A 14,029-nucleotide genomic window follows, 5' to 3' on the forward strand; every position below is an offset into this window, starting at 1 on the left:
TTCGAGCCAAGCGGAGTAACACCATGGCGTTCTTCACCGCAGCCAGCAAAGCCGACTTCCAGCAACAACTGCAGGCGGCCCTGGCGCAGCACGTCGACGACAAGGGCATGCCACAAGTGGCCCTGTTCGCCGAACAGTTCTTCGGTTTCATCTCCCTCGACGAATTGACCCAGCGCAGGCTGTCCGACCTGGTCGGCTGCACCCTGTCGTCCTGGCGTCTGCTGGAGCGGTTCGATCCCGCCCAGCCCGAGGTGCAGGTGTACAACCCCGACTACGAGAAGCACGGCTGGCAGTCCACCCACACCGCCGTGCAGGTGCTGCACCCGGACCAGCCGTTCCTGGTCGACTCGGTGCGCATGGAACTGAACCGCCGCGGTTACAGCATCCACACCCTGCAGACCAACGTGCTGAGCGTGCGCCGCAACGCCAAGGGCGAGCTGCTGGAGATCCTGCCCAAGGGCAACCACGGCAAGGACGTGCATCAGGAATCGCTGATGTACCTGGAGATCGACCGCTGCTCCCACGTCGGTGAACTGCGGACCCTGGAGAAGACCCTGCTCGAAGTGCTCGGCGAGGTCCGCCTGGCGGTGGCCGATTTCCCGGCCATGCGGGCCAAGGCCGAAGAGCTGCTGGCCTGGCTGGGCAAGTCCAAGGCCAAGGCCCGCGCGGAGGAGACCGCCGAGGTGCGCGCCTTCCTCGAATGGCTGCTGGACAACCATTTCACCTTCCTCGGCTTCGAGGAATTCACCGTCGTCGACGAGACCGACGGCGGGCGCATGGTCTACGACGAGAAGGCCTTCCTCGGCCTGACCAAGCTGCTGCGCACCGGCCTCAGCCAGCAGGAGCTGCACATCGAGGACTACGCGGTGGCCTACCTGCGCGAGCCGCTGCTGCTGTCCTTCGCCAAGGCCTCGCACCCCAGCCGCGTGCATCGCCCGGCCTACCCGGATTACGTGTCGATCCGCGAGATCGACGCCAAGGGCAAGGTGCTGCGCGAGTTCCGCTTCATGGGCCTGTTCACCTCCTCGGTGTACAACGACAGCGTGACCCAGATCCCGTCGATCCGCGGCAAGGTGCTCGAAGTGGAGCGGCGCTCCGGCTTCGACGCCAACGCCCACCTGGGCAAGGAACTGGCCCAGGTGCTGGAAGTGCTGCCGCGCGACGACCTGTTCCAGACCTCGGTGGATGAGCTGTTCAGCACCGCCATGTCCATCGTGCAGATCCAGGAACGCAACAAGATCCGCCTGTTCCTGCGCAAGGACCCCTACGGCCGCTTCGCCTACTGCCTGGCCTACGTGCCGCGCGACATCTATTCCACCGAGACGCGGATCAAGATCGAGCAGGTCCTGCGTGAGCGCCTGAAGGCCAGCGACTGCGAGTTCTGGACCTTCTTCTCCGAATCCACCCTGGCGCGCGTGCAGTTCATCCTGCGCGTCGATCCGAAGAACCGCATCGACGTCGACGCCGCGCAACTGGAGCAGGAAGCCATCCAGGCCTGCCGCTCCTGGCAGGACGACTACGCCGCGCTGGTGCTGGAGAACTTCGGCGAAGGCCAGGGCAACAACCTGCTCGAAGACTTCCCCAAGGGCTTCCCGGCCGGCTACCGCGAACGCTTCGCCCCGCACTTCGCGGTGGTGGACCTGCAGCACCTGTCCAGCCTGTCGGACACTCGCCCGCTGGTGATGAGCTTCTACCAGCCGCTGGCCCAGGGTGAGCAGCAGCTGCACTGCAAGCTGTACCACGCCGACTCGCCGCTGGCGCTGTCGGACGTCCTGCCGATCCTGGAGAACCTCGGCCTGCGCGTGCTCGGCGAGTTCCCCTACCGCCTGCGCCACACCAACGGCCGCGAATACTGGATCCACGACTTCGCCTTCACCTACGCCGAAGGCCTGGACGTGAACATCCAGGAGCTCAACGAGACCCTGCAGGACGCCTTCGTCCACATCGTCAACGGCGACGCCGAGAACGACGCCTTCAACCGCCTGGTGCTGACCGCCGGCCTGCCGTGGCGCGACGTGGCGCTGCTGCGCGCCTACGCGCGCTACCTCAAGCAGATCCGCCTGGGCTTCGACCTGGGCTACATCGCCAGCGCGCTGAACGCCCACGTGGACATCGCCCGCGAACTGGTGCGGCTGTTCAAGACCCGCTTCTACCTCGCGCGCAAGCTCACCGCCGAGGACCTGGGCGACAAGCAGCAGAAGCTGGAGCAGGCGATCCTCGCGGCGCTGGACGAGGTCCAGGTGCTCAACGAGGACCGCATCCTGCGGCGCTACCTCGACCTGATCAAGGCGACCCTGCGCACCAACTTCTACCAGCCGGACGCGGCCGGGCAGAACAAGGGCTACTTCAGCTTCAAGTTCAACCCCAAGGCGATTCCGGAAATCCCGCGTCCGACGCCCAAGTTCGAAATCTTCGTCTACTGCCCGCGCGTGGAAGGCGTGCACCTGCGCTTCGGCGACGTGGCCCGTGGCGGCCTGCGCTGGTCCGACCGCGAGGAAGACTTCCGCACCGAAGTGCTGGGCCTGGTGAAGGCGCAGCAGGTGAAGAACGCGGTGATCGTGCCCACCGGCGCCAAGGGCGGCTTCATCCCGCGCCGCCTGCCGGTCGGCGGCGGCCGCGATGAAATCCAGGCCGAGGCCATCGCCTGCTACCGCATCTTCATCTCCGGCCTGCTGGACATCACCGACAACCTCAAGGAAGGCCAGGTCGTGCCGCCGGCCAACGTGGTGCGCCACGATGCCGACGACCCCTACCTGGTGGTGGCGGCGGACAAGGGCACCGCGACCTTCTCCGACATCGCCAACGGCATTTCCGCCGAGTACGGCTTCTGGCTGGGCGACGCCTTCGCCTCCGGCGGCTCCGCCGGCTACGACCACAAGGGCATGGGCATCACCGCGCGCGGTGGCTGGGTCTCCGTGCAGCGCCACTTCCGCGAGCGCGGCATCGACGTGCAGAAGGACAGCGTCACCGTCATCGGCATCGGCGACATGGCCGGCGACGTGTTCGGCAACGGCCTGCTGATGTCGGACAAGCTGCAGATGGTCGCGGCCTTCAACCACATGCACATCGTCCTCGACCCCAATCCGGACCCGGCGGCGAGCTTCGCCGAGCGCCAGCGCCTGTTCAACCTGCCGCGCTCCAGCTGGGCCGATTACGACGCCTCGCTGATCTCCGCCGGCGGCGGCATCTTCCTGCGCAGCGCCAAGAGCATCACCCTGACCCCGGAAGTACGCGCGCGCTTCGACATCGATGCCGAGCGCCTGACCCCGACCGAGCTGATCCACGCGCTGCTCAAGGCGCCGGTGGACCTGCTGTGGAACGGCGGCATCGGCACCTATGTGAAGTCCAGCGATGAAACCCACGCCGACGTCGGCGACAAGGCCAACGACGGCCTGCGCGTGGACGGCCGCGACCTGCGGGTGAAAGTGGTGGGCGAGGGCGGCAACCTGGGCATGACGCAGCTGGCGCGGGTCGAGTTCGGCCTCAACGGCGGCGCCTGCAACACCGACTTCATCGACAACGCCGGTGGTGTGGACTGCTCCGACCACGAGGTGAACATCAAGATCCTGCTCAACGAGGTGGTGGCCGCCGGTGACATGACCAGCAAGCAGCGCAACAAGCTGCTGGCGGAAATGACCGAGCAGGTCTCCGGCCTGGTGCTGGGCAACAACTACAAGCAGACCCAGGCGCTGTCCCTGGCCGAGCGCCGCGCCCGCGAGCGCATCGCCGAGTACAAGCGGCTGATGACCGACCTGGAAGGCCGCGGCAAGCTGGATCGCGCGCTGGAGTTCCTGCCCACCGACGAAGTCCTCGCCGAGCGCATCGCCGCCAGCCAGGGCCTGACCCGCGCGGAACTGTCGGTGCTGATCTCCTGGAGCAAGATCGATCTGAAGGAACAGCTGCTGGGCTCGCTGGTGCCGGACGACGATTACCTGACCCGCGACATGGAGACGGCCTTCCCGCAGACCCTGGTCGAGGCCTTCGGCCCGGCCATGCGCAAGCACCGCCTGAAGCGCGAGATCGTCAGCACGCAGATCGCCAACGACCTGATCAACCACATGGGCATCACCTTCGTGCAACGCCTGAAGGAGTCCACCGGCATGACGCCGGCGAACGTGGCGGGCGCCTACGTGATCGTGCGCGATGTGTTCCACCTGCCGCACTGGTTCCGGCAGATCGAGGCGCTGGACTACCAGGTGTCGGCGGACGTGCAACTGACCCTGATGGACGAACTGATGCGCCTGGGCCGCCGCGCGACCCGCTGGTTCCTGCGCAGCCGCCGCAACGAGCAGGACGCTGCCCGCGACGTGGCGCACTTCGGCCCGCGCATCGCGGCCCTCGGCCTGAAGCTCAACGAGCTGCTCGAAGGCCCGACCCGCGAGCTGTGGCAGGCGCGCTACCAGGGCTACGTCGACGCCGGCGTGCCGGAACTGCTGGCGCGCATGGTCGCCGGTACCAGCCACCTCTACACCCTGCTGCCGATCGTCGAGGCGGCGGACGTCACCGGCCGCGACCCGGCCGACGTGGCGCGCGCCTACTTCGCCCTGGGCAGCGAACTGGAACTGACCTGGTACCTGCAGCAGATCAGCTCCCTGCCGGTGGAGAACAATTGGCAGGCGCTGGCCCGCGAGGCCTTCCGCGACGACCTGGACTGGCAGCAGCGGGCGATCACCGTCTCCGTGCTGCAGATGCAGGACGGCCCGGCGGAGATCGACCAGCGCGTGGTCCTCTGGCTGGCCCAGCACGCGCCGATGGTCGAGCGCTGGCGCAGCATGCTCACCGAGCTGCGTGCGTCCAACAGCACCGACTACGCGATGTATGCCGTCGCCAACCGGGAACTGCTCGACCTCGCGCAGAGCAACCAGCACGGTGTGTGCATCCCCTGATGCACGCTCTCGATTGATCGTTTGATGCTTAAGCCCCGCCTAGTGCGGGGCTTTTTTTCGGGCGCGACGTCACACGCGTAGGAGCGAGCTTGCTCGCGAACCGCACCCTGCCGTGGCCTCGGTTCACGCTCGGCGAACAAGGTCCTGCGAAAAGTATCGCGTGGGGTGGGGAAAAATCGGGAAGGGAAAGGCTGTTACCGCGGCGTCACGGGCGTACGCCAGAGCATTCAGCTTCCGCTGTGCCCATCCTCTCGCGGCTCGGTCAGCGCGCGGCGGTACTTGGCGTAGAGATCGTCGGACATGTCGCTGGCACCCAGGATCTTCAGCGCGAAGGACTTCACCTCGTCGTCGCTGTAGGGCTGCGGCTGGGCTGCGGGCTGGCTGCTGCAGCCCGCCAGCCACAGCGGGATGCTCAGGGTCAGTAGGGCAAGGGCACGGTTCATCGGTTTTACCCGTGGAGGTGGCGGAATGGACGTCAGGCTATCAATCGCGCGGATCGAGCAGAAATCATCCCGTTCGATAGTGGGTATCGTCATGGCGGCTTCCGACCCGTGGCGCTGCCGGAAGGTTCCCCGCCTGCGGCGTTTTTCGCCGATTGCGGATATCCTTCGCGGCTGTTCATCTCTTCTCAGGATTTCCCCATGAAAGCGCAACTCGTCGAACTCCTCACACTGATCAGCTCGGGCTGCCTGGGCGAGGAGGAGATCGGCCAGATCGCCGACGAGGCCGCCCAGGCCTACGCCGATCCGCAGGCCTTCCACGCGGCCAACCCGGAAATCAACTACGACGACAGCTTCCCGATTCCCCTGGGGGAATGGGTGGTGGTGGGCAGCCTGCCGGAAATCGTGCTGTTCCAGGGCGACAGCTACGAAGAGCTGTTCGGGGAGATTCGCGCCTCCTTCGACCCGAGCGTCAACTTCGTCCTGCAGGCCAAGCAGCTGCGCAAGGCCGAGCCGCTCGCCGCGCTGAACCGCATCCAGACCCAGCTGTGCGCGCTCTACCCGGAGAAGGGCGGCTATGTGCTGGTGGACTTCAGCGAGCCGCTGGATGACGCGCTGCAGTGCGTGCTGGTCTACCGCAACGACCTGGAGCGCGCCATGGCGCTCTGCGTGGAGATCGGCATCCCCGCCGCGCCGGCGCTGGAGGCCGCGCAGGAAGCCGCTGAGGAATGATCGTGTGACGGACGAAGGCTGCCGATGCGGGTCGGCAGCCAGCGGTAATAAAAGTGGAAGGTGAACGCCGGGTATGCCGGCGGGTACAGAACGTCGCCCGCCGGCTTCAGTCCGGCTTGCCGGCGCGCCGCAGGTAGTCGATGACGTCCGGAGCGCCGGCTTCCCGCAGGCCCAGGCCGAAGGCGTCCGACTGCGGATGGTCCTTGGGCAGCAGCAGGCTTTCCGGGGTTTCGGTGTTGAACAGGCCGAAGCGCGCGTAGGGCATCGCGGTATCCAGCAGCAGGTCCATGAACGCCGGGTCGCTCCAGGCCCGCGTCGGCATCGCCAGCATGTGGAAGTCGCGCTCCAGCTCATCCAGCGCCGCCGAGCGCAGCTCGAAGCACTCAATGACCGCCGGCAGGGTGATCTCCAGCCCGCGCCGCCGCGCATAGACCACGGCGCAGGCCATTTCGCAGGCGTGGTTGTCGTCGTCCCAGAACAGCCGTTCGCCATGCCAGCTGGCGCGCCGCAACTGCAGGGCGGCATCGCGCTCGAAGCCCGGCAGCGCCCGGCCGAGCACCTTGGCGAAGTCGTTGTAGCTGATGATCCGCACCTTGCGGCAGTTGTCGCTCTGCGCCAGCTCTTCCAGGGTTGCCAGGGGGCTGTCCTGCAGCGCCCGGTGGCACAGGCCGTCGAGTGTGCGCAGGTCGAGGGACGGGTGTTCCTCGCGGCGGCTGTCGACCAGGCGCTTGAGTACCGCGTGGATGCGCGCCTTGTCCTCCTGCACCGGGCCGGACAGCGCGCCGCGCGGCAGATCGATCAGGCGGTGGAGCGGCGCGCCGGATTGCCAGCCGATGCCGCCGGCGCGGGCGTCGAGGGCTTCGAACGGCAGGGACAGGGCGCGGCTGCGCTGCGCGACATTGTGCGCATCGGCACCGCCAAGGCCCAGGCGCTGGGCGAGGGCGGCCAGGCGGCTGGTCATGCTGCGGTGGCGAGGGGGCTGGCTCATGTTCGACACAAGACTCCCGGTCGCCGGATGGTCAGTGCAGGAAGCGCCGGAGCGGATGCGCGGCGAATTGCCCTAAGCATAGAAAACCCTGGCGCCGTTTGGCGCATGCAGTGTGGCAAAATTCTTCCCTTCACTCGGGGGAGGCCTCCATGGCTTGTGTGGTGTTGGACATCTGTCTGCCGGCTGACCGGCTGCAGGCCGTCTATCGCGGGGATGCCAATCGGGTATTGGTGGTCAGCCGCGATGGCCGCCGGATCAACCTGCCGGTCCACCCTCTGCGCCCCTTCATCTCGCACTCGGGCGTGCGGGGCAGCTTCGAACTGGAGTTCGACGATTCGGGACGGCTGCTGGCGCTGCGTCGCCTCGCCTGAGCGGGGCGCTGCCGGCTATAATAGCGCCCCATTTTGCCGACCGATGCCCGACCATGTACAGCCTGGCCCGCGAGCTCCTGTTCAAGCTATCCCCGGAAACCTCCCACGAATTGTCCATCGACCTGATCGGCGCCGGCGGCCGCCTGGGCCTCAATGGCCTGCTCACCAAGGCGCCGGCGAGCCTGCCGGTGACGGTGATGGGGCTGGAGTTCGCCAACCCGGTGGGGCTGGCGGCCGGCCTGGACAAGAACGGCGACGCCATCGACGGCTTCGCGCAGCTGGGCTTCGGTTTCGTCGAGATCGGCACCGTCACCCCGCGTCCGCAGCCGGGCAACCCCAAGCCGCGCATCTTCCGCCTGCCGCAGGCCACCGCGATCATCAACCGCATGGGCTTCAACAACCACGGCGTCGATCACCTGGTCGAGCGGGTCAAGGCGGCGAAATACAAGGGCGTGCTGGGCATCAACATCGGCAAGAACTTCGATACGCCGGTGGAGCGCGCGGTGGATGACTACCTGATCTGCCTGGACAAGGTCTACGCCCACGCCAGCTATGTGACGGTCAACGTCAGCTCGCCCAACACCCCCGGCCTGCGCAGCCTGCAGTTCGGCGATTCGCTCAAGCAACTGCTCGAGGCCCTGCGCCAGCGCCAGGAGGACCTGGCCGTGCAGCACGGCCGCCGCGTGCCGCTGGCGATCAAGATCGCCCCGGACATGAGCGACGAGGAAACTGCGCTGGTCGCCAGCGCGTTGGTGGAGGCGGGCATGGATGCGGTGATCGCCACCAACACCACGCTGGGCCGCGAGGGCGTCGAGCACCTGCCGTTCGGCAACGAGGCGGGCGGGCTGTCCGGTGCGCCGGTGCGCGAGAAGAGCACCCACATCGTCAAGGTGCTGGCGGGCGAGCTGGGCGGGCGGCTGCCGATCATCGCCGCCGGTGGCATCACCGAGGGCATCCATGCGGCGGAGAAGATCGCCGCCGGGGCCAGCCTGGTGCAGATCTATTCGGGCTTCATCTACAAGGGGCCGGCGCTGATCCGCGAGGCGGTGGACGCCATCGCGGCGGCTCAGCGGGGCTGAGGACTGCAGAAATAAGTAGGGCTCCTTTCGGAGCCCTTGGGCTTGCGCCCTTTTCCGCCCGGATGGGGCGGCTTGGGGAAGTCGGGGGTGACCCTGGATTCAGCCTGTTGCGTGCTGCAATTGGTTCACTCGTTGAATACCGGCGGCGCCGGTCAAACCATCCCAGTTGTCGCCACGGCCCTCACGCCAGCCATTGAGCCAGGATTGCCGAGTGGTGGGATGGGTAAACGGACAGAGGTCGCGAGATTTTCCAGTAATGCCGTGCTGATAACCGCGCAAAAAGGCTCTTTCCAACGGATCACGCTTAAGTCTTCTCATAGGGTATTGCCCTCACTTGTTGACTGTTATGTCCCGTTGGCCCCCCCTGGGAGGCCCGGCGGATCGTCCGCCAATGGGGCGCATTGCCGGCGTGACGCGCCCCGCCGTCACCATTGCGGTGACGGGTTAAGCTGAGTTCTAACCAATGCCCCTGGGGCTGTGAACAACCAATTTGTCATAAAGACTTAACTCTTATGGAATCGAGCCATAAGGTTTTGCCCGGTTCAGAACTGCCACCATGGCATAGCCCCCTAGGGGCGCGGGGTTGTGGAAGGTCAAGGGGAAAGTGTGTCTATTTGCGACTTTCTCTCATTCCGACGAGCGGGCCGGTAACCTGCGACCCGGGGCCGCAGACAGGTTGAACCAGCGTCCCGGAAAATGAATATCCATTGCTGTTCGCGGGAATCCACCGCGCGGATGGCCGACGAGGCTCCCTGGCGGAGCCTCATTAAAAAAGACAGGGCTGCGGCCCGGGAAGATTGACATGGCGGAACACTACGAACTTTTCCTGACCTGCCCCAAGGGGCTCGATGGCCTGTTGCTGGACGAAGCCCAGGCGTTGGGCCTGGCGGATGCGCGCGCGCAGGTGTCGGCGGTGCGCGGGCAGGGCGACCTGGAGACGGCCTATCGCCTGTGCCTGTGGTCGCGCCTGGCGAATCGGGTGTTGCTGGTGCTGTCGCGTTTCCCGGTGAACAACGCCGAAGAGCTGTACATGGGCGTGCGCGCCGTGCCCTGGAGCGACCACGTGGACGCCGGCGGCAGCCTCGCCGTGGAGTTCAGCGGCAAGGGCTCGGGCATCGACAACACCCATTTCGGCGCGCTGAAGGTGAAGGACGCCATCGTCGACAACCTGCGCGCCGAGTTCGGCAAGCGGCCGACGGTGGACAAGGTCAACCCGGACATCCGCGTGCACCTGCACCTGGACCGCGGCCAGGCGGTGCTGTCGCTGGACCTCTCCGGGCACAGCCTGCACCAGCGTGGCTACCGCCTGCAGCAGGGCGCCGCGCCGCTGAAGGAAAACCTCGCCGCCGCCGTGCTGATCCGCGCCGGCTGGCCGAAGATCGCCGCTGAAGGCGGCGCGTTGTCCGACCCCATGTGCGGCGTCGGCACCTTCCTCATCGAGGCCGGCCTGATGGCCGCCGACGTGGCGCCGAACCTCAAGCGCGAGCGCTGGGGCTTCAGCAACTGGCTGGGCCACGTGCCGGCGATCTGGAAGAAGCTGACCGAGGAAGCCCAGCACCGCGCCGAGATCGGTCTTGCGAAGACCCCGCTGTGGATTCGCGGCTACGAGGCCGACCCGCGCCTGATCCAGCCCGCGCGCAACAACATCGAGCGCGCCGGCCTGGCCGAGTGGGTGAAGATCTACCAGGGCGAACTGGCGACCTTCGAACCGCGCCCGGACAAGGGCCAGAAAGGCCTGATCATCTGCAACCCGCCCTATGGCGAGCGCCTGGGCGATGAAGCCAGCCTGCTCTACCTCTACCAGCACCTGGGCGAACGCCTGCGCCAGAGCTGCCTGGGCTGGAGCGCCGGGGTCTTCACCGGCGCGCCGGAGCTGGGCAAGCGCATGGGCATCCGCAGCCACAAGCAGTACGCGTTCTGGAACGGTGCGCTGCCGTGCAAGCTGATCATGCTGGATGTGGAGCCGCGCCAGTTCGTCACCGGCGAGCGCGGTGAGCGCAGCGAATCCACCCCGGCCCAGGGCGCCGCGGTGATCGAGCCGGCGCGCCTGAGCGAAGGCGGGCAGATGTTCGCCAACCGCCTGCAGAAGAACCTCAAGCAACTGGGCAAGTGGGCGCGCAAGGAAAAGATCGAGTGCTACCGCCTGTATGACGCCGACATGCCCGAGTACGCCCTGGCGGTGGACCTGTACCGCGACTGGGCCCACGTGCAGGAATACGCCGCGCCCAAGTCGATCGACCCGGCCAAGGCCCAGGCCCGTCTGCTCGATGCGCTGGCGGCGCTGCCGCAGGCGCTGGGCATTCCCACCGAGCGCATCGTCATCAAGCGCCGCGAGCGCCAGGCCGGCAAGAAGCAGTACGAGCGGCAGAACGCCGAAGGCCGCTTCATGGAAGTGGAGGAGGGCGGCGTCAAGCTGCTGGTCAACCTGACCGACTACCTGGATACCGGCCTGTTCCTCGACCACCGCCCGATGCGCCTGCGCATCCAGCGCGAGGTCCAGGGCAAGCGCTTCCTCAACCTGTTCTGCTACACCGCCACCGCCACCGTGCACGCGGCGAAGGGCGGTGCGCGCAGCACCACCAGCGTCGACCTGTCCAAGACCTACCTGGACTGGGCGCGGCGCAACCTGTCGCTGAACGGCTTCTCCGACAAGCAGCGCCTGGTGCAGAGCGACGTGATGGAGTGGCTGCGGGAAGATCGCGGCGAATATGAGCTGATCTTCATCGATCCGCCGACCTTCTCCAACTCCAAGCGCATGGAAGGCGTGTTCGATGTGCAGCGCGACCATGTCGAGCTGATCGACCTGGCCATGGCGCGCCTGGCCAGGGGCGGGGTGCTGTATTTCTCCAACAACTTCCGCAAGTTCGAACTGGACGAGGGGGTGGCGGCGCGCTATCAGGTCGAGGAAATCAGCGCCCAGACGCTGGACCAGGATTTCGCCCGCAACGGCAAGATCCACCGGGCCTGGCGCATCGCTGTGCGCTGATGCCAACTGGCGCACAGTCCGCGGAGGCCGTGCGTCGACTGGCCTCCGGGCAATCTGCCACCATCTGCTATAAGAACTGGGAACCCTTTCCGCAGCCCTGAACGCGGGAGTCCCCATGACTCAATTGCCGGCCTGTGAGCAATTGCCCGCTGCTCAGGGACTCGCCCGGCAAAAGAAGGCGTTGCGCGCGGCGGGCCTGGTGCTGGCCGCGGGGGTGTTGCTGACTGGGTTGCTGGGCTGGAATGTCTGGCGCAACGCGCGCATGGCGCTGGAACAGCAGTTCGCCCTGGCGGCCAACGAGCGGGCCGATCGCGTGCGCGAGCGGCTGGCGCAGCAGCGCAGCGAGCTGGAGTCCATCCAGCGCTTCTTCGAGAATTCCAACGAGGTATCGCGCGAGGAGTTCGAGCGCTTCGTCGGCCCCTTGCTGGGGGATACCCTGGGCTATGCCTGGCTGCCGCGGGTCGAGCACGGTGCGCGTGCGGCGTTCGAGGAGCAGGTCCGGGCCACGGGGATGCTCGACTACCTGATCCATGAACTCGACCCGCAGGGCAACCCGGTTCCCGCGCAGGTCCGCGAACGCTACTTTCCCGTCCTCTATGGGGCCTCCGAGTATCTGGAGGAGCTACCGCTCGGACTCGATCTGAACTCCACCGTGCCGGGGCGCGAGCTGATCCGGCGGGTTCTGGCCGGACGGCAGCTGGCGGCGTCGATGCCGGTGATCCTGCCTGCCGCGCCCGCGGAGAACGCGGCCGGCGCCCTGCTGGCGACGCCGTTCTACCGGGGCGGCGTGACGGCCGGTTCCACCGAGGAGGACCCCGGCGGCCTGCAAGGCATTCTCGTTGCGGCGATCAGCTACCGCCTGCTGATCGAGCAGGGCATGGATGCCGCCAGCCTGGCGCAACTGGCGCTGACACTGCGCGATGGCACCGAGGAGCGCGCGGACCTGCCGATGTACCGCAGCGTGGTGGCGGCCGCGCAGGATTCCGGCCTGGTGGCGGAGTGGCATCTGGATTTCGCCGGGCGGGACTATCTCGTCCGTATCGAGCCTTCCCGTGATTTTCTGCAACGCAACGAAGGGCATCCGCAGCTCTGGGTGCTGCTGGGCGGGCTGCTGACCTCGCTGCTGCTGGCCGGCTACGTGCTGGCGCTGCTGGGGCAGCGCCAGCGGGCGCTGCAACTGGTGGAGGAGCGCACCGCCGAACTGCGCGCCAACCAGCTGGAGCTGCAGGAGAACCAGGCGCGCCTGCACTTCGCCATGGACAGCGCCGGCCACGGCGTGTGGGACTGGAATCTCGACCTGGGCAAGGTGTTCTACTCCCACGCCTGGAAGACCATGCTGGGCTTCGGCGAGACGCAGATCGGCTCCAGCCCCGACGAGTGCGCGCGGCGGATCCATCCGGACGATCAGGCGGCGCGCAGCGAGGCGTTGCAGCGCCACCTGCGCGGCGAGACGCCGCTGTACCAGAGCGAGCATCGCCTGCGCTGCAAGAACGGCCGTTGGCTGTGGGTGCTCGATCGCGGCCAGGTGGTGGAGCGCGACGGCGACGGTTCGCCACGGCGCATGATCGGTACGCAGACCGACATCAGCTCGCGCAAGGCGGTGGAGCTGGAACTGGGCGAGGTCAACAACCGCCTGCACGGGCTGCTCGATGCGGCGACCCAGGTGGCCATTGTGTCCACCGACCTGCGCGGTTTCGTGCGCAGCTTCAACGTCGGCGCCGAGCGCATGTTCGGCTACAGCGCGCGGGAGGTCCTCGGCCGGCCGGTGCCGGAGAACATCTTCGTCAAGGAGGAGATTCGCCGCCGGGCGCATGATCTGTCGGTTGCGCTGGGGCGTGAGATCCGCGGCTTCGAGGTGGTCGGCGCGCTGGTCGGCGAAGGGCACGAGGAGCACGAGTGGACCTGCATCCGCCGGGATGGCCGGCAGTTGAAGGTCAACCTGATCATCACCGGGGTGCGAGGGGCGGCGGGGGTGATGACCGGTTACCTGGGCATCGCCACCGACATCACCCGGCGCAAGGAGGCGGAGCTGGAGTTGCTGCGGCTCTCGGTGACCGACGCGCTGACGGGCGTGCACAACCGGCGCTACTTCAAGGAGCAGCTGGAGCTGAGCATGGCGCGCTGTTCACGCAGCGGCGAGCCGTTGTCGCTGGTGATGTTCGATGTCGACCATTTCAAGAACATCAACGATCGCTTCGGCCATGAGTCCGGCGATACCGTGCTGGTGACGCTGTGCCAGAGGGTCTCCCAGCGTCTGCGCAAGGTGGATGTGTTCTGCCGGCTGGGCGGAGAGGAGCTGGTGGTGCTGTGTCCGGGCAGTTCGGTGGCGCAGGCCGAGCAACTGGCCGAAGCGCTGTGGCAGGCGTTGCGCAGCCAGCCCGTGGAGGGGATCGGCGTGGTGACCGCCAGCTTCGGGGTCGCCGGTTGGCGTGCCGGCGAAACGGCCGATGATCTGATGCGCAAGGTGGACCGGGCGGTCTACCGGGCGAAGCGGCTGGGGCGGGACCGCCTGGCGCGCGATGACGAATGAGGGCCCCGGCATTGGCC

The 14,029-nt window shown here is 67.1% G+C and carries 9 protein-coding genes; 6 read left to right on the top strand and 3 right to left on the bottom strand.

Features of this window, described 5'->3' with window-relative positions:
• Positions 1–23 precede the first annotated feature (23 nt).
• Positions 24–4,886: an NAD-glutamate dehydrogenase gene (locus AC3B6A_RS08995; RefSeq protein ID WP_488402123.1), complete on the top strand. Its 4,863-nt coding sequence runs from the start codon at positions 24–26 to the stop codon at positions 4,884–4,886.
• Positions 4,887–5,113: 227 nt separating this feature from the next.
• Here the strand turns inward: AC3B6A_RS08995 and AC3B6A_RS09000 are convergent, their stop codons facing one another.
• Positions 5,114–5,329: a hypothetical protein gene (locus AC3B6A_RS09000; protein WP_488402125.1), complete on the bottom strand. Its 216-nt coding sequence runs from the start codon at positions 5,327–5,329 to the stop codon at positions 5,114–5,116.
• Positions 5,330–5,527: 198 nt separating this feature from the next.
• Here AC3B6A_RS09000 and AC3B6A_RS09005 point away from each other — a divergent pair, with 198 nt between their 5' ends.
• Positions 5,528–6,058 carry a hypothetical protein gene (locus AC3B6A_RS09005; protein WP_488402127.1) on the top strand — a complete coding sequence of 177 codons (531 nt, stop codon included), beginning with the start codon at positions 5,528–5,530 and terminating at the stop codon, positions 6,056–6,058.
• A gap of 106 nt (positions 6,059–6,164) precedes the next feature.
• Here the strand turns inward: AC3B6A_RS09005 and AC3B6A_RS09010 are convergent, their stop codons facing one another.
• Positions 6,165–7,046, bottom strand: a complete 882-nt coding sequence (locus AC3B6A_RS09010) for a DUF6685 family protein (RefSeq protein WP_488402129.1) — start codon at positions 7,044–7,046, stop codon at positions 6,165–6,167.
• Between the two features lie 149 nt (positions 7,047–7,195).
• Here AC3B6A_RS09010 and AC3B6A_RS09015 point away from each other — a divergent pair, with 149 nt between their 5' ends.
• Both AC3B6A_RS09015 and AC3B6A_RS09020 read left to right on the top strand, forming a co-directional pair.
• The gene (locus AC3B6A_RS09015; RefSeq protein ID WP_488402130.1) at positions 7,196–7,417 is read left to right on the top strand and encodes a DUF2835 domain-containing protein; all 222 of its coding nucleotides are present in this window, start codon (positions 7,196–7,198) and stop codon (positions 7,415–7,417) included.
• Between the two features lie 53 nt (positions 7,418–7,470).
• Positions 7,471–8,496, top strand: coding sequence for a quinone-dependent dihydroorotate dehydrogenase (locus AC3B6A_RS09020; protein WP_488402132.1), 1,026 nt, complete (start codon positions 7,471–7,473; stop codon positions 8,494–8,496).
• Between the two features lie 99 nt (positions 8,497–8,595).
• Here the strand turns inward: AC3B6A_RS09020 and batR are convergent, their stop codons facing one another.
• On the bottom strand, positions 8,596–8,814 hold the full coding sequence (batR, locus tag AC3B6A_RS09025; RefSeq protein ID WP_081519407.1) for an RMF-related biofilm architecture regulator BatR: 219 nt from the start codon (positions 8,812–8,814) through the stop codon (positions 8,596–8,598).
• 484 nt (positions 8,815–9,298) lie between these two features.
• Between batR and rlmKL the strand changes: the two genes are divergently transcribed.
• Positions 9,299–11,482, top strand: a complete 2,184-nt coding sequence (gene rlmKL, locus AC3B6A_RS09030; protein ID WP_488402134.1) for a bifunctional 23S rRNA (guanine(2069)-N(7))-methyltransferase RlmK/23S rRNA (guanine(2445)-N(2))-methyltransferase RlmL — start codon at positions 9,299–9,301, stop codon at positions 11,480–11,482.
• A gap of 115 nt (positions 11,483–11,597) precedes the next feature.
• The gene (locus AC3B6A_RS09035; protein ID WP_488402136.1) at positions 11,598–14,012 is read left to right on the top strand and encodes a sensor domain-containing diguanylate cyclase; all 2,415 of its coding nucleotides are present in this window, start codon (positions 11,598–11,600) and stop codon (positions 14,010–14,012) included.
• Positions 14,013–14,029 lie beyond the last annotated feature (17 nt).

Source organism: Pseudomonas sp. B12(2026) (genome assembly GCF_057767015.1).